Raw genomic sequence first — 18,317 nt, forward strand, 5'->3', positions numbered from 1 at the left:
TTCGTAATAAAGAGTTTTGATGAGAAAAACTCAATATTCTTACTAAAAAATGGAAATATATTTAATCAAATACAATAAGGTGTTTGTTTTTACAGTTTGATGAGTTCAACTTAAATATATTAATTATGAAAACTTTTTTTAAAGGTGTTTTAGTAGGCGCCTTAGCATTAACTACAAGTACTGTATTCATTTCTTGTGAAAATGAACAAGCAGAAATTTCAGAAGAACAAAACCTTGAAACGATAGAAAAAGGTTTTGCTCAAGAACAAGCTTTTCCCGAAACTACCGGGGAGATTGTGACTATCCAACTTAATGGTCAATCTGTAAAAGCAGAAAAAATTGGAGAAAAATATATCATCGATAATGATATGATTTTTACCAAAGGTGATTTGGCTACAATGAATGGTAAAAGTACCGGGCGTACCACCAGACGCTGGCCTAATAATACAGTATATTACTCTATACAAAGTAGTTTGCCAAATCAAAGAAGAGTTACCGATGCGATAGCGCATTGGGAAGCGAATACAGATCTTAAATTTGTGCAAAGAACCAATCAATCTGCTTATGTTTTCTTTAGAAGCGGTAGTGGGTGTTCATCTTCGGTAGGACGCACAGGTGGAAGACAAAATATCAATTTGGCTAATGGTTGTTCTACAGGTAATACTATCCATGAGATTGGTCATGCCGTTGGATTATGGCATGAGCAAAGTAGAAAAGACAGAGATCAGTATATCACGATTAACTTTCAGAATATACAATCAGGGCGAGCATTTAATTTTCAAACCTATGTACAACAAGGAGTTGATGGTAACGAATATACAAATGCACTCGACTTTGGTTCTATAATGTTATACGGTTCTTTTGCTTTTTCTGCTAATGGTCAGCCAACTATTGTAAGAAATAATGGTTCTACGTATAATGCACAAAGAAACGGACTTTCATCTGGTGATATCGCTGGTATAGCTATTATGTATCCTGGTGATGGAGGCCCTAGTGGAGATATTTGTGAAGGTGTTGCTCCTTGGTCAAGTTCACAATCATATCAAGCAGGAGATCTCGTTACCTATCGAGGGTTTTTATACAGAAAGAGATCTGGACGAGGATGGGATCGTATTGGTCAATGTGGATCATCAAGAAACTCCGGGAAATCTGCAGCAGATAGCACCTCAGATTTAAATGATGTTTCTAATGATTAATTAGAATGTATAGTATCTAAATAGAGAAATCCCTCCAGTTTATGGAGGGATTTTTTATTCATTTATATACTTAATCAAGGATTACAGTTTTATTTCTTTGGCATTATCAGGAGTTTCAAATATAGTTCCTTCTTCATTTAAAAAAGTAATGTCTGTAATGGTGGCTTCGCCAAGTTTATCGGTCATTCCCTTTTCTTCGGTCCAACCGTAGAATTCCCATTGGGTTGCAAAAGGAATCCCATTGATCATTTTAAAATCTTTATAGTGTATAGCGTGTGGATCGGCTTCAGCTTTAGAGGTGTCTCCATTACTTCCGAAGGAAACAATATAAGCAGCAGCTTGCACCACATTTTGATTGTCACTATACAGAACATACCAATCATCTGGTGCATCACCCGTTCCTTTTTCAAAAGTAAGTCTTGCGGTTTGATGTTCTACTCCATTAAGAGTTCTGGGATTTTGGAGTTCCCATTTTGTTCCCGGATCACTCAATTTATAAGGTAAACCAAAGAAATAGGTCCAGGTAAACATATCAAAACGTGCTCCTTTTTCATTAGCATCTTCTGGGCATAAGAAAACTTTTTCGCCAGTGTATATTAGCTTACTTTCATCTTTTTTATCAATTCTTATTTTGGTAGAATTAGTAAGCATGGTAATCTTACCATTCAAATGTTCTTTTCCGCCAAAGAAAATATGGGCATTAAAACTTATTGCTTTGTGCTTTAGAAATTCGTTCTTTTTATGCGCTTTTTCGATACTTTTTACATAAACATTTTCTATAGAAAGGCCACCGTTTCCGATCCCTCCATCAGGTTCTACAGGAATCACTTCTGAGTCTGTATCGATAGTTTGATTTTCTTTTTTATTATTTTGGTTGCAACTAATGAGAGCAATAGCAAGGATTGCCAGCCATAAATTTTTCATGATACGTTAATTTGTGTTACTTGTGTTAAAAGTACTAAAACCTATCATGTTCTATTATAATTTATGAAAATTGTAACAGATACTTGTGGACTATCGTCGGGGTATAATTATGTCGGATTAAGGTTATTGTTTTGTGCTTAAGTTGGTAATACATTTGGCAATATCTTTAGCGGCAATGGCAATACCGTTTACATTCCAATGTGTATCATCAAAATGATATAAGAGTTGCTTTTGTTTTTCTTGATTAAATACTTCTAGAGTATTAATTGTATGTATGTCACGTTTTTTTAACTCGGTATAAAGCTTATTTAAATAGCTTGGTTGTTCTTCAAAAGGAATTAGTTCATAATATAAAGTTTCTTTATTCGGAATCGGGAAAAAAACAAATTCAATACCTTTTTCTTTACAGTAATCCCGGTACAAAGAAATCACATCTGCGGTTCTTTGAACTACTTCATCCGTAGCATCTATTTTTGAATATTTTCCTTGAAAGAAAAACATCTTTTTGTTAATATCAGATTGAATTCCATTTCCTGTAGCCTTATTAATTCTTGCAATGATAAAACGTTGAAAGCTCCTTTTTGCCGGGATATCAATACATCTGGCTAATCCATTAAAAATTGTTGTGTTTTTTAGTTTTAAGAACAAATTTTTTATTCCAGAGTTTGGTTGCTTTATTTCGGGAAGGAATGGTAATCCTCTTTCTATTAAGCCATATACTAGTATTTTGGGTTTATTAATTATTTGCGCATCTAATAATTGCGTGAATTTATCAAAAGAATAAGGAGCAATATTGTAAGTAGATAATCCAGTAAGATGTGAAACCTGATTGGATATGTTTTGTTCTTGGCTTGTGGAATACCCTGCAATATTAGAAGTTCCCAAAAATATTACATCCGGAAACTCTATGACGTGTTTGTTTCTAAAACCTAATTCATCGGTATCCCATACAATATCTTTTTTTAAAATAGCATGCTTGGTGTGATGTGCTAAATCACCATATCCATCTCTTATCATTTTATTATTTGGGTAGAATGGACCAACGAATAGATCTTTAGATTTTACTTTATTAGCTTCTAAAGGGCTATGTGTTATAGCATTTTCGGGAACAATTATTTCAATGAATAGAAGCACAACAATCACAAAAGAAGTGAAATAAAAAATGTCGGTAAGAAACCTTTTCATGACCAGCGTTAGATTAAAATTGAAAATAAATAAATTCTTGAGGTTTTGCTCCAAATACTATAATAGTAAATATGATTAAAAAGAAGAAACTCCAGCGCCAAATTCGATATTTTGGGTCTATAGTAAACTCTAGTGCATGCTCTTTAGTTCTTTGCAGCCATTCGATGATAACGAAAAAGATTATAATACCAATTTTTAATACCAGTATTGTTGTGATAATTGAGGGTATTGTAAATAATGATTCTGAAAATATTTCTTTAAGATACGCTAAAGCATCTTCTATGGTTTTAGCTCTAAAAAACACCCAGGTAATCACTGTTAAGAAGAAAGTAATTGTTATTTGTAGTATTTCTTTTAGGTTCGGAAACATTTTATTTTCGGCCACAACGTCGGTATATTTTCTGTTTTTTTCTAGTAGCAATAAAGGAAGAAAATAACAGGCATTGATAAACCCCCATGCTATGAATGTCCAATTTGCGCCATGCCAAAAACCACTAATCAAAAAAATGATAAACGTGTTTTTGACTTTACTCCACGTACCACCACGACTACCTCCTAATGGAATATAAACATAATCTCTAAACCATGTAGTAAGAGAGATATGCCAACGCCTCCAAAATTCTGCTATGTTTCTAGAAAAATAAGGAAACGCAAAGTTCTTTTTTAAGTCAAATCCAAACAACCTGGAGGTTCCTATGGCGATATCAGAATACCCAGAAAAATCACCATAAATCTGAAAGGTAAAGAAGAAAGCCCCTAAGAGCAATGTGCTTCCGGAGTATGTTTGGTAATTGTTGAAAATATCATTGGCGTAGATGGCACAATTATCGGCAATTACAATCTTTTTAAATAATCCCCAAAGGATTTGCCTAGAACCATCGATGGCTTTATAATAATCGAATTGCCTTTTCTTATAAAATTGTGGAAGTAAGTTTGTCGCTCGTTCTATTGGTCCAGCAACTAATTGCGGAAAGAAACTTACAAAAGCTGCAAACGAAATAAAATCTTCTGTCGGAGTTAATTTTTTGCGATAAACATCAATCGTATAACTAAGTGTCTGAAACGTATAAAAACTAATACCAACGGGTAAAATGATATTCAATGAACTTGCATTAAACGAAGTTCCGAATACCGAAAATACAGTAACAAAATTATCAACAAAGAAATTGTAATATTTAAAGAAGCCAAGAAAACCTAAGTTTGTTAAAATACTAACCCAAAGAAGCAATTTTCGTTTTCCTAAGTGATTTTCTTTAGAAAGTAAGATCCCTACAAAAAAGTCAATTGAGGTGCTAAAAAGGATGAGAGATAAGAATTTCCAATCCCATAATCCATAAAAAATATAACTAGCAATAACTAGCAGTAAATTTTGAAGCTTAAGATTCTTGTGCGTTGCAAACCAATAGAATATAAATACTATGGGTAAAAATATAGCAAAATCAATCGAATTAAATAGCATTCTCTTTTTTTAGTACCTGATTTTTGTTTTTAAACGATCGGCAAATATAAGTTTTGTTTATAACTAAGACTAACTCCATTGGTTTTTCAATTTGATTCGTTCACTTAACAACTTGTGCCTTCACCGTCATATTTGATATCAAATCAGTTATGCTTCTGGTAGATATGCAAACTAAAAACCGCTTCAACTATCTAGTAGTGAAGCGGTTTAATATCAGCATGTAATGATTACATATCTTATTTTATCATCTCAAAACTACGTTTGATAAACGAAGTTAATTCTTCTCCTTTAAGTAAATTTTGAGACAGTTTTGCAAGATCTAAAGATTGTTTAATCAAACGTTCTTTTTTCTTTTCGGTTTTTGTAGAAGCAATTTGTCCAACCAACTCGTGATTTGTATTGACTATTACGTTGTACATTTCTGGCATATTACCCATGCCAAACATACCACCACCGCCGGTTTGTTGCATCTCTTTCATACGACGCATAAACTCTGGTTGAGTAATCATAAATGGCGAAGCATTACTATCCATAGCTTCTAATTGTACGGTGTATTTTTCTGCTGGAATTACTTTTTCTAAATCAGTTTTAAGGCTCTCCTTTTCTTCATCAGACAGTTTAGAAATAGTTTCTTCATCTTTTTTGATTAGATTATCTACATGATCAGAATCTACACGTACAAAAGTTGTATTTTCTTTACTGGTTTCTAATTTTTGAATCAAATGAGAAACGATAGGAGAATCTAATAATAATACTTCATAACCTTTATCTTTTGCAGCAGAGATATAAGCGTGTTGCTCATCTTTATTGGATGCATACAAGACCACTAATTTATTGTCTTTATCTGTCTGATTATCCTTTATTTTTTCTTGTAATTCTTCAAAAGTTAAAAATGTATTGTCTACCGTTGGATAAAGAGCAAATTTATCTGCTTTTTCAAAGAATTTTTCTTCAGAAAGCATTCCATACTCGATAACTATTTTGATATCATTCCATTTTTGTTCAAAATCCTCTCTATTGTTTTTGAACATCGTACTAAGTTTATCACCAACTTTACGAGTGATATAACTTGATATTTTCTTTACATTACCGTCTGCCTGTAAATAAGAACGTGATACATTTAAGGGAATGTCGGGAGAATCAATAACTCCTCTTAGCATGGTTAAAAACTCTGGAACAATACCTTCGACATTATCGGTTACGAATACCTGGTTTTGATATAGTTGAATTCTATCTTTTTGCATATTCATATCCTGACCTAATCTTGGGAAATAAAGAATTCCTGTTAAGTTGAACGGATAATCAACATTTAAGTGAATATTAAATAATGGCTCTTCAAATTGCATAGGATACAATTCTCGATAAAAACCCTTATAATCTTCTTCTTTTAGATCGGTAGGTTGCTTAGTCCATGCAGGGTTAGGATTGTTAATGATATTATCTACTTCTTGAGTTGGAGCAGGGTCTTCTTCTTTTGCATCTTCTGGTTTTGGCAATGTCTCAGTCTTGGTTCCAAACTTAATAGGTACCGGCATAAACTTATTATACTTTACCAATAACTCGCTAATCCTTGATTCTTCAAGAAATTCAGTATCATCTTCACCAATATGAAGAATGATTTCCGTTCCTCTTTCAGTCTTGTTATGCTCTTCAATACTATATGTGGGAGAACCATCACATGTCCAATGTGCCGCAGGCTCATCTTTAAAAGACTTAGTGATAATTTCGACTTTATCTGCTACCATAAAAGCAGAGTAGAAACCAAGACCAAAATGACCTATAATACCTGAGTCTTTAGCACTGTCTTTATATTTTTCAAGAAATTCTTCGGCTCCAGAAAAAGCAACTTCATTGATGTACTTTTCTACCTCTTCGGCAGTCATACCAATTCCTTGGTCGATAATACGTAGTTGATTCGCATCCTTATCAATTTTAACTTCTATGGTAGGGTTACCGTATTCTACTTTGGCTTCGCCTATACTAGATAAGTGTTTTAATTTTAAGGTAGCATCTGTAGCATTAGAAATTAACTCTCTTAAGAAGATCTCGTGATCAGAGTACAAGAATTTTTTGATGAGAGGGAAAATGTTTTCTACGGATACATTAATATTTCCTGTTGTCATTGTATAAGGTTTTAAATATATATCTTTTTTGAAGTGTGTATGGTCAAAAAAAATACCAATACCAGTAATCTGACAAACTGACATTGAACATCGTTTTTTTTAACGTCATGATGTAATTTTTTGACAAAAAAAGAGACTAAACTCCTATCAATTTTGAAATTTCATTTTTTCTGAAACAACTTTAACAATTTTTTGTTTAATCTTTTTGTGAAAATGTTAAACAATTCTTATATTTACAATAGTTGTAAAAATTCTAAAAATGGCATCAACAAATAAAAAACAAATAAAAGATGATCAGTATATAATTTCAAAGTACATGAATTATGTGCTAGAACATGATGGTTATCCAAAATCAGTATATAAGTTTTGCAAAGACATTGCCCTTAAAGAGGAAGATTTTTACAAGTATTTTGGGAGTCTGGAAAGTTTAGAAAGAAGTATTTGGAGTGCTTTTTTTACTACCACTGTTGATGCGATGAATAAAAATAAGGAATACATTGATTTCTCTAGCAGAGATAAAATGCTAACCCTTTATTATACACTTTTTGAAATGCTTACTTTAAACCGGAGCTATGTTTTATTTGCTTTAAAACGATATGATATGCCTTTTAAAAATCTCAATCAGTTAAGAGATATGCGTAGGCATATTAAAGGTTTTGCTCAAGAGTTAATAGAGTCAGATAATGATGAAAAGATGTTGAAGATTACTAAAAACCCTGTAATTGTATTTTCTGAAGGTGCATGGCTACAATTTTTATTTCTCTTAAATTTTTGGATAGGGGATGAATCTAGAAGTTTTGAGAAAACCGATGTGGCAATAGAGAAATCTGTAAACACAATTTTCGATCTATTCGATAATACTCCATTAAATAATATGATGGATTTCGGAAAATTTCTTTGGAAAGAAAAAGTAATGTGGAATTAATGTAAGGAATTTAAAATACTCCTGACTTTTAGATTAGAATTTAAGTAATGAAAACAATAGATAAAATACCAACTACTAAATTAGGCCGCACTGCAGAGCTAGTAAAGACGGGTGTCAAGGTAGGGGGTAATTATCTTAAGTATTATGGTAAGAAAGCAGTTAATCCAGAATTGACTAAAGATCAGTTAAATGAAGATAATGCATCCGATATTTATGATGGATTAAAAAATTTAAAAGGTAGTGCACTTAAGGTGGCACAAATGCTATCTATGGAAAAAAATATTCTGCCAAATGCATATGTCGAAAGGTTTTCTTTAGCACAATTTAGTGTTCCTCCTTTATCGGCACCTTTGGTTAGAAAGACATTTAAAAAGTATCATGGGAAATATCCCGAAGAGTTATATGATACGTTTGCAACTCAATCTGTAAATGCGGCGAGTATCGGTCAGGTACACAAAGCAATTAAAGATGGGAGAAAACTTGCTGTGAAAATTCAATACCCTGGAGTTGCAAACAGTATAAGTTCTGACCTGGCGATGGTTAAACCCATCGCCATCAGAATGTTTAATCTAAAAGGAAAAGATTCTGATAAGTATTTTAAAGAAGTAGAAGGAAAACTTTTAGAAGAAACTGATTATATATTAGAACTTAAACAAAGTAAAGAAATTACAGATGCATGTGTTAAAATACCGAATCTGAAATTTCCGAAGTATTATCAGGACTTATCTAGTGAGCGTATTATTACCATGGATTGGATGGATGGTGTGCACCTTAGTGAGTTTGCAAAACAAAATACCTCCCAGCAGAAAGCAAATAAAATAGGCCAAACACTCTGGGATTTTTATATGTATCAGTTGCATGTTTTAAAAGCTGTACATGCAGATCCGCATCCCGGTAATTTTATGGTAGATGCAGATGATAATCTTATAGCAATTGATTTTGGGTGTGTGAAAAAAGTACCGTTAGAGTTCTATGTTCCATATTTTGAGTTAGCCGAAAAGAAAAATATAGAGGATTCACGTTTTTTTGCCCAAAAGATGTTTCAATTGGAAATACTCCGAGAGGATGATACCCCCGAAGAAAAAAGATTCTTCTCGGAGCTTTTCCATGAGATGCTTAGTCTTTTAACGAAACCTTTTAACGAAACAACTTTTGATTTTGCAGATCAAGAGTTCTGGGATAAAATAACAAGATTAAGTGAAAAATATTCTAGGGATACAGAGCTAAGAAAGATGAATGGTAACAGAGGGAGTAAGCACTTTTTGTATATCAATAGAACCTTTTTTGGCTTATATAATTTGCTACACGATTTGAAAGCAACAATTCGAGTAAAGAATTTTGAAAAGTACCAATAGTCAGTCGCCCGACTGACTTGGTTTGTTTATTTATTGGTTAGGTTGTTAGAAAGATGCGCTGTGGTTGGCGCATCTTTCGCTTTTTAGGGAGTTCAGCTTTACTTTAGATATTTACTCTCTTATCTATATTTGTAAGAATAATCTTCAGAATAAAAAAGTAGCTCATCATTTTCAAAAAATACATTTATCATTATCTTCACGACTAGAAATCCCCCAGTATGTTTAAAAGCAAAATATATATATGTATTGTTGCAGCGACTCTTCATTTTTATACTTATTCACAAGAAAGAGAAGGAGTGACAAGTTTGATTGATAAGGTTGAAAATACATCAGAAAAAATAGAAAAACTCTATGTATTGGATTCGTTATCAAGGAGCATAGCACAAATGAAGTCAACAGACTTTGATTTTTATAAAAAAAATTATACCAAATATGCATTACAGTATATTGATCTGGCCCGAGGCATAGATAGTATTGATTTGGCAGCTTTTCAAACGTCAAAGCTTACAGACCATTATCTAAAGGTAATGGGCCGGCCTGATTCTGCTAAGATTATTATTAATACTATTTTACAAGACAGTGGTAAAATTAAAAAGAAGAGTAACCTTGGTAATTTATATGCTAGTCAAGGATTTATTAATTTTCAAATAGCAGATTTAGAAAAGGCAATTACAGATTTTAGAAAAGCCGAAGAAATATTAAGCAAAACCGAAGATACACTTGGTATGTCAAAAGTGGTTTATTATACAGGACATACACACCAAAGATTAGGAGATTTAACCAATGCTATACTAAGATATCAGCAAGTAAACGAGTTGTTTATACAGCTTAAGGATACAACCTATATGGCATTTAACAAGATTAATATCTCTTATATTTTTAGTCAATTGTCTTTGTTCAATGAAGCAATGAAGGCAAGAAAGGAAGCAAGAAATTTGTTAACCAGTCAAAAGAACCCAAATAATTCTGCCTTATCTCAGTTAAGTGTAATGGATTACCGGGATTTAGTCAAACAGAAAAAGTATGATGATGCCGAAACATCGTTGTTAAAAGCATTAGAATTTTCTAAAAAAGTATCAAATTTCAAGAGTGATATGTTTACAAGGGCATATCTCTCAGTATTTTACTCAAAATACAAAAATCAACCAGAAATAGCTGAAAAATATATAGATACCATAGAACAAGATGTGGATTTTAAGAATGGTCCAGATGGTAGAATACTATATTTAGACGTTATGGCCGAGTTAGAAATGGCTAGAGGTAGATATAAAGAAGCAATTCCCTTTTTAAAACAGAAACAGGAGGCCTTTATAAAAATGAATGATGTACAATCCCAGTTGGATGTAGAGGAATGTCTATATAAATCTTATAAGGAAATTAATAAGCTTTCCGATGCTAATGCACATCTCGAAAAATATATGCTTCTCAAAGATTCTTTATATAATATTAAAAGATCAAATAGTGTAATTTATTATCAAACTCTTTATGAAACAGAGAAAAGAGAGAATAAAATAGCATCGCAAAATGCAAGTATTGAAATCTTAGAAGCCAAAGATAAGGCAAAGAAAAACTTGATGATTTTTGGAGGAATTGGCTTGAGTCTACTTTTTCTAAGCATTTATTTATATAGAAATAGAGTTTTCTTAATGCGAAATAAGAGATTACAGCAATCATTTTTACAAGAACTACTTCAAACCCAAGAACGAGTTAGTAAACGAATTTCTAAGGATTTGCACGATAGTGTAGGCCAAAGCTTACTATTAATTAAGAATAAAGTCTTGCAGAACAAGGATATGAAAACGGCATCAGTTGTTGACGGAGTTATAGATGAAGTACGTGAGATATCCAGAACATTGCATCCATTTAAATTAGAAGAATTAGGCCTTACTGTAACATTGCAAAGTAGTGTTGAAATGATTGATGAAAACTATGATATCTTTATTTCGGCAGAAATTGATAATATCGATAAAGTTTTTGATCAAGAAAGAGAAATAAATATTTATAGACTCGTTCAAGAAAGTTTCAATAACATCCTTAAGCACTCTAATGCAAGGTCTGCAGAGATTAAAGTAGTTAATAAAGATGAAAATATTGAGATCGTTATTAAAGATAATGGTCAGGGTTTTGACGTTTCAAAAGAAAAAATGTCTGTTTCTAAAATTGGCTTAAAAACATTAACAGAACGTTCTAAATTTTTGAAAGCTAGTTTTAAGATACTCTCAGAAATAGATGAGGGTACAACATTGATTTTTAACATACCAAAGCATGTTTAAACCCAATATACTTATTGCAGATGATCACCCTTTATTGTTAAAAGGGCTTGAGGACTTTCTAAAAGAAAAAAAACATACTATTATAGCTGCTTGTTCTGATGGACTTTCTGCGTACAATACTATTGTAAAAGAGAAACCAGATATTGCAATTTTAGATATCGAAATGCCAAATATGACAGGGATCGATATTGCTAAGAAATGCAAGCGACATCAGATTAGCACCAAAATAATTTTAAATACCTTACATAAAGAAAAAAAAATCTTTGAAGAAGCTATAAAATATAATATTGATGGCTACTTGTTAAAAGAATTTGCTTTAACCGAGTTAGAAGAGTGCATAGCGGCAGTATGTGATGGAAAGACTTATTTTAGTGAAAAAATATATAAACGATTTTCACACACTACCGATGAAGATACTAATATCGAAAACCTAACACCTTCAGAGATCAAAATCTTAAGACTTATTGCCGATGAAATGACAAGTGCTCAAATTGCCGATTTTTTAAGTATCTCTACCAGGACTGTAGAAAAGCATCGTGCAAATATCATTAGAAAACTTCATATAGATCAAAAACCCAACTCACTTCTTATCTGGTCTCAAAAGAATAAAGAATTACTACTTTAAATACGCTTTTTATTCAAGTACTTTTTGTGCAATTACGTAGGGTTACGTATGTTTTGATGATGATTGATTAGATATATTTGTGTATATCAAAATTCAATAGGCAATTATTAAAGAGTAGGTATTAGATGATGATAAGTGGAGTTGAAACGGAAATATTTTCGATATACCAAAATCCGACAGAAGGAGAAGTATATGTAGATTTTAATGATTGTGTTTCAAAATCATCATTCAAAGTTTTGAATACACAAGGGCGAACTGTTATAGAGAATAGTAATCCAGTAATTAGGAATACCATTTCGTTGAAAAAATTGCCTGCAGGGATATATACAATGAAGGTAAAAAGTGAAAATAAAGTAATAATTAAAAATTTTCTGAAACTCTAAGTTTTAGGAAGATTGGGGGAAAAAGGCTACAAATTTAAAATTTGTAGCCTTTTTGGTATCAAAAACATAGTACTACCAATTCATAATAGTTCTCATAAAGAGAGTAGAGTATGTAGCTAGTTTTTGTATCAAAATTATTATGCATGCATACAATATAGTAGCGGTTTCTTTTATCAAGATTGTAAGAATACATATATTGTGCGGCAGTTTTAACTGATAATAAAATAACGCACAATACACAATAATTAGCTATATGTATACTTCGAAAATATCAGGTTTGGGATATTATGTTCCTGAAAATGTTGTAACTAATGATGATCTTTCTAAGATAATGGATACCAATGATGCCTGGATTCAAGAAAGAACAGGTATAAAAGAAAGACGCCATATTAAAAAAGGTGATGGTAACAGTACTTCGATTATGGGGGTTAAAGCGGCAAAAATTGCTTTAGAGAGAGCTAATTTAACCACAGATGATATTGACTTTATCATATTTGCCACCTTAAGTCCTGATATGTATTTTCCAGGAGGAGGAGTGAGAGTTCAAGATATGATGAATATGAGCACAGTCCCTGCACTGGATGTTCGCAACCAATGTAGTGGGTTTGTTTATGCAATATCAGTTGCAGATCAGTTCATAAAAACTGGGATGTATAAAAATGTTTTAGTAATAGGAAGTGAAAACCATAGTGGTGGTTTAGATATGACGACACGAGGGAGAGGCGTTTCTGTTATTTTTGGAGATGGTGCTGGTGCCGCTGTGTTAACAAGAAGTGATGAAGAGGGTAAAGGTATTTTATCTACTCACCTTCATAGTGAAGGTGCTCATGCAAAAGAATTATCATTAGATGGACCTAGTACAGAGCATTGGGTTCCTGAAATTATTGCCGAAAACCCACAAGAAGATATTCCTTATTACCCATATATGAACGGACAATTTGTATTCAAAAATGCAGTAGTTCGTTTCTCTGAGGTGATTAATGAAGGGTTGCAAGCTAATAATCTTACGGCCACAGATATTAATATGCTGATACCGCACCAGGCAAATTTAAGAATCTCTCAATTTGTTCAGAAACAATTTAGATTATCAGATGATCAGGTGTATAATAATATCCAGAAGTATGGTAATACAACTGCCGCATCGATCCCAATTGCCCTTACTGAAGCTTGGGAATCAGGTAAAATAAATGAAGGTGATGTAGTGGTTCTTGCTGCATTTGGAAGTGGATTTACCTGGGGGAGTGTGATTATAAAATGGTAATATAAATAGAACATAAAAAAACAAAAACGCGAAGCTTATAGCTTCGCGTTTTTTATGTAGTAAAAATCGGTTATTATTCTTTAAAGGCTAATTCAAATAAATCATAACCATGATCATATTATAATAAACGCTGTAAATTGTAATGTGTTACAGAATATGTTGATTTTTTACAATTATTTAACTTTATGTAAATTTTTGATTATATGATACTAAATTTAACCAATATATTAATTATAATTCAGTGAATTAACATATTTTTTACGAAAAATTTAGTTAAAGTATTCCTCCGCCAGACTTTTCATTAGCATCTCTTCGTTTTCTGGAAACTTTCCTGTTTTTTCCGCTTCCAAAACGGTAAGAAAATCCTAAATAAACGGTTTGAGTTTCTCCCTGAAATCTTCCGTTTTGCGGAAAAGGAGAATCCCCATCAAATCTAAATCGCTGGGTATTGAAGATATCGTTAAAATTAATACTGGCAGTTCCTTTTCCTTCAAGAAAATTGTATCTGGCTCCCGTATTAATGAAATAGAAAGGTTTCATATCAAATTGGATACCTTTTTGTTCACCTCTATAGAACCCAAATATCTGAAAGGTTAAATTTTTGGTTGCTTTGAAATTATTGTTCATCCTAAAATTATAAATCACGGCATCAACTTCTTTAGATAAGCCTTCTACAACCCCTTTTACCGTTTGACCGTACAGATCAAAACTTGTGTTAAAATTCCACCATTTGGTAGGTTTGTAATTGCTTGAGATCTCAATTCCGTAGGCAGAGTTATTATCAAAGTTATCGAAGGTTAGTATTTGCCCTTCTTCGACATCTGGGTTTTCGATTAGAGTTAAGTTAATTTCATCATTGATGAGCCTGTAAAAAACTCCTCCCGTTATTGATCCACCCTTTACTTTTTTGGTATAGTTAGCCTCGATTGAATTCGTAAATTGTGGATCAAGTGATGGATTACCAATAGAAATTATTCTTGGTGTACTCCATTCTCTAATCGGATTCACCTGATTTAACCCTGGACGATCTACTCTTCGGCTGTAACTTAATTGATACGTATTTTTCTCTGTAGGACTGTAGGTAAGATATGCAGATGGATATGCAGTAAAAATCTCATCTTCAAATACTTTTTCTCCATTAAAAATTGCATCTACCTGATAGCTTTCTAATCGAACCCCAACTTGGTAAGACCACTTTTCATTATTTTTACCATAGGTAGAATATAAAGAATGAATATCTCGATCATAACTGTATATAGAATTCGGGAAAAGTGTTGATCGGTAGTTATTGTCGGTTCTTCTAAATCGGGCTTCATACCCTAATTCTAGTTTTGTTTTTTCTGATAAAGGATTTACATAATCCAGATTGATTGTGGTATTTGTTCTTTCGTTATCTATTAGATCATTATAATTGGTAAACGAACCATCTCCTCCTATAAAATTAAAATCATCATCATTATCGCTTTCAAATACATTGTAATCCACCTCTAATTCAATATTGTGACCTTCTTTTTTGAAATCATGCTTGTAGTCAAAATTATACGTTGATCCCAAATTATCATTATCACTTACCAAATCTTGAGTAAGGTCATTTTGATCATTATTTAAGAAGATAATGTCTGTAGTTCCGTTGGTTAAACCATCAAACAAATTTTGATTAGTATATACAGAAATTGTATTTTGATCATTGATATAATAATCTAACCCAACTTTAAACAAATGTGATTTGTTATTATCTAAAAAGCTAAAATTGGTTAGATAGTTTTGATCTTCCCTAAGTACAAACCCGGCATTTAGATTTTTGGTAATATTTGCACCATAATTGCCATAAACATTTACTTTTCCGGTTCTATAATTTAGATCAATAGAGTTGTTGAAACGGGCATTTTCATCAAAGTTAACGCCAAGGTTTATATTTCCATTAAAACCTATATTACTGTTTTTATGTAATACAATATTGATGATTCCACTCATTCCTTCTGGATTGTATTTTGCAGACGGATTGGTAATAAGTTCAATTTTTTTGATAGACGTAGAGGGGATTTGTCTTAATAGTTGAGATGCACTTAAATTGGTTGGTTTACCATCAATAAGAATGCGCACATTTTCATTTCCCCTAAGAGCAATATTACCGTCTTGGTCTACATTAACCGATGGGATATTGTTCATGATTTCTGCTGCAGTACCCCCGGTAGTGGTAAGATCTTTTCCTACATTAATAACTTTGCGATCTATTTTTTGTTCTATTGTAGTTCGCTCTGCTACTACAGTTACATCATCTAATGCTTCAGCACTTTCTTCTAAAGCAACTGTTCCCACATCTATGTCTTTACTTTTTCTCGAAATCTCTATAGGCGTTGAGTAAGAGGTATATCCTATAAACTGTATTTTAAGAGTATAGTTTCCTCTTGGTATATCTGTAATCAGAAAATTTCCATTTTCTGTGCTAATACCGCCGCTAATTATCTTATTGGCGCCATCGGTAATTACAACAGTGGCATAGGGGATGGGTTGATTAAGGTTTTTATCAATTACTTTTCCCTTTATGGTACCTACAATGGCTTCATTGTTTGGCTGAGCAATACCTGGTAAACAAAAGGAAAATAAGAAAAGTAAAGCAAATGCTTTTTGATTGATTGATTTCATTTGGATGTTTGTTTGATTGATAAAGGTTTGGTATCTAACGATACCTATGTAATTCAACACGGTGATTAAGCGTATATATAGTACTAGACGACTATACTTGATATCTGTTACACTTTATGTAGATTTTAACAATGACTAGCTCTAAAAAAAACCGATGATAAGGATTTGTATTTGTAGTATTTTACATAGCTTCGCACGGCATAATAAATAGAGACTAGCAACGGTGGAGAGTTATGTTTTACTGAAAATATTAAAACAGCAACCAATGCGTAAGAAGTTGCACGTGAGCTGGTAAGATTTTGCACTACTGGGACGCATACATTAAATGTTAACTGAATTTAAACTAAATTTTATGAAAAAAATAGGGTATTTTATTTTAATAATCTTCTTCTCTTGTAGTAGTGATGATGGAAATAATATTAATTCTCTTATGTCAATTAATGTTTCTACAGAAGATTTTACGATATCCATAAACGAAAACCCATCAGAAAATCAAGTTTTAGGTACTGTTAAGGGAGTTACGAATCAGGGTACAATAACTTTTTCAATAGTGTCACAAAGTCCGAATAATTCATTCTCTATTAATCAATCAACTGGCGAGTTAACAGTTTTAAATACCGAGAATTATGATTTTGAAAACAATTCATCAATTATTGGAGAGGTAAAAGTAGCTAATGGGGAAATTTTTAAGACTTCTACGATTACAATTAATTTAAATGATATTGATGAGACTGTTTTTGCAGGAGATATTATTCTTAGTTCTCAACAGGAGATTAACGATTTTGGAGCAAAACAATATACTCAAGTTACAGGATTACTTAGAGTAGCCGATATCGAAGGAGGAGATATTGATTTAGATATTACTTCTTTGGCGCCTTTAGGAACAATTAAAACTGTAGGCAGTTTAAGGGTAGCAGCTGGATTATTACAAGATTTATCGGGATTAGAAAATATAACTACGGTTACTAATGATTTAACCATAGTTTTCTGTGATTTAATAACTGATCTTGATGAGTTATCTAATATTACTTCTGTTAACGGCGATCTAAGGATATTTGGAAATGATTCTTTAACTAATATGGATGGGCTATCTAATATTACATCGGTAGGTCAATGGTTAAGAATTAGCAATAATCCTTTAATTACGAGTATAAGTATATTCAATAACCTAACCACTGTAGGAAAAATGGAAATTGAAAGTAATGATTCGCTTATAAATTTAGATGGACTTGAGAATATACAAACAGTAAACGGGGATTTAGAAATAATACAAAACATCTTAATTAAAGATCTAAATGCACTTAGTAATATTAGAGAAGTTAGTGGTGATTTAATAATAGAAAGGAATTTTTCACTTTTAAATCTTGATGGATTACGTAATATAACCTCGGTAGGTGAATATGTCGGTATAAGCTTAAATCCTTTAATTAAAAATCTAAATGGCTTAGGTAAATTAACTTCAATCGGGGGTTCTCTTATTATTTCTAATAATAGCTCCCTTGAAAGTTTGGATGGTATTGCTCCAAATACTTCATTAGGGTTATCAATCGTTCCAGCTTTAAATGGAGATGTTGATATAAGCTGGAATGACTCGTTAATTAGTATTGACGCGTTAAGTAATATTATTTCTGAAGGTTCAATATCAATACATCAAAATGAATCCTTGATAAATGTCAATGGATTAAATAATAAAGCAACTTGTCATGATTTGAGTATAACTTATAATATAACATTAACAGATTTATGTGGAATATCAAATCTAGTACAGAACAACAATATAAAAGGGATGTATAACGTAGAAGAAAATGCAAACAACCCTACACAGCAAGATATTATTGATGGGAATTGTCAGATTTAATAAAATATCCAATAGCATGGATTTGTAGTATGCTGATACGGTTTTGTGCGACATGTTAGTGATTAGTAGAGTATGTCTCGATCATGAAATAGAACAATAACAAA

The 18,317-nt window shown here is 32.2% G+C and carries 13 protein-coding genes; 8 read left to right on the top strand and 5 right to left on the bottom strand.

What is annotated here, in order from left to right:
• Positions 1-125 precede the first annotated feature (125 nt).
• On the top strand, positions 126-1,196 hold the full coding sequence (locus tag ABW637_RS11600) for a M12 family metallopeptidase (protein ID WP_367584855.1): 1,071 nt from the start codon (positions 126-128) through the stop codon (positions 1,194-1,196).
• An 81-nt stretch (positions 1,197-1,277) separates the two neighbouring features.
• Here the strand turns inward: ABW637_RS11600 and ABW637_RS11605 are convergent, their stop codons facing one another.
• From ABW637_RS11605 to htpG, 4 genes are all read right to left on the bottom strand, one after another.
• Positions 1,278-2,120, bottom strand: coding sequence for a hypothetical protein (locus ABW637_RS11605; RefSeq protein ID WP_367584856.1), 843 nt, complete (start codon positions 2,118-2,120; stop codon positions 1,278-1,280).
• A gap of 123 nt (positions 2,121-2,243) precedes the next feature.
• Entirely contained in the window at positions 2,244-3,305 is a 1,062-nt protein-coding gene (locus ABW637_RS11610; protein ID WP_367584857.1) for an alginate O-acetyltransferase AlgX-related protein, read from the bottom strand.
• A gap of 13 nt (positions 3,306-3,318) precedes the next feature.
• Positions 3,319-4,764: an MBOAT family O-acyltransferase gene (locus ABW637_RS11615; RefSeq protein ID WP_367584859.1), complete on the bottom strand. Its 1,446-nt coding sequence runs from the start codon at positions 4,762-4,764 to the stop codon at positions 3,319-3,321.
• Positions 4,765-5,000: 236 nt separating this feature from the next.
• Positions 5,001-6,887 (bottom strand): molecular chaperone HtpG, encoded by a 1,887-nt coding sequence (htpG, locus tag ABW637_RS11620; RefSeq protein ID WP_367584860.1) that lies wholly within the window; start codon positions 6,885-6,887, stop codon positions 5,001-5,003.
• 259 nt (positions 6,888-7,146) lie between these two features.
• Between htpG and ABW637_RS11625 the strand changes: the two genes are divergently transcribed.
• From ABW637_RS11625 to ABW637_RS11650, 6 genes are all read left to right on the top strand, one after another.
• The gene (locus ABW637_RS11625; protein ID WP_367584861.1) at positions 7,147-7,812 is read left to right on the top strand and encodes a TetR family transcriptional regulator C-terminal domain-containing protein; all 666 of its coding nucleotides are present in this window, start codon (positions 7,147-7,149) and stop codon (positions 7,810-7,812) included.
• A gap of 47 nt (positions 7,813-7,859) precedes the next feature.
• A complete protein-coding gene (locus tag ABW637_RS11630) occupies positions 7,860-9,167 on the top strand; it encodes an ABC1 kinase family protein (RefSeq protein WP_367584862.1) in 1,308 nt (435 codons plus the stop codon).
• Between the two features lie 218 nt (positions 9,168-9,385).
• Positions 9,386-11,440 carry a tetratricopeptide repeat-containing sensor histidine kinase gene (locus ABW637_RS11635; protein WP_367584864.1) on the top strand — a complete coding sequence of 685 codons (2,055 nt, stop codon included), beginning with the start codon at positions 9,386-9,388 and terminating at the stop codon, positions 11,438-11,440.
• A complete protein-coding gene (locus tag ABW637_RS11640; RefSeq protein WP_367584865.1) occupies positions 11,433-12,065 on the top strand; it encodes a response regulator in 633 nt (210 codons plus the stop codon). The genes ABW637_RS11635 and ABW637_RS11640 overlap by 8 nt, the downstream gene beginning before the upstream one ends.
• A 128-nt stretch (positions 12,066-12,193) precedes the next feature.
• Positions 12,194-12,448, top strand: a complete 255-nt coding sequence (locus ABW637_RS11645; protein WP_367585295.1) for a T9SS type A sorting domain-containing protein — start codon at positions 12,194-12,196, stop codon at positions 12,446-12,448.
• 253 nt (positions 12,449-12,701) lie between these two features.
• Positions 12,702-13,709, top strand: coding sequence for a 3-oxoacyl-ACP synthase III family protein (locus tag ABW637_RS11650; RefSeq protein ID WP_367584866.1), 1,008 nt, complete (start codon positions 12,702-12,704; stop codon positions 13,707-13,709).
• Positions 13,710-13,982: 273 nt separating this feature from the next.
• On the opposite strand, the gene ABW637_RS11655 is transcribed toward ABW637_RS11650, so the two are convergent.
• Entirely contained in the window at positions 13,983-16,355 is a 2,373-nt protein-coding gene (locus tag ABW637_RS11655) for a TonB-dependent receptor (protein WP_367584867.1), read from the bottom strand.
• A 352-nt stretch (positions 16,356-16,707) separates the two neighbouring features.
• Here ABW637_RS11655 and ABW637_RS11660 point away from each other — a divergent pair, with 352 nt between their 5' ends.
• A complete protein-coding gene (locus tag ABW637_RS11660) occupies positions 16,708-18,213 on the top strand; it encodes a cadherin repeat domain-containing protein (RefSeq protein WP_367584868.1) in 1,506 nt (501 codons plus the stop codon).
• Positions 18,214-18,317 lie beyond the last annotated feature (104 nt).

This window comes from Aquimarina penaris (assembly GCF_040786285.1).
Classification (GTDB): Bacteria; Bacteroidota; Bacteroidia; order Flavobacteriales; family Flavobacteriaceae; genus Aquimarina.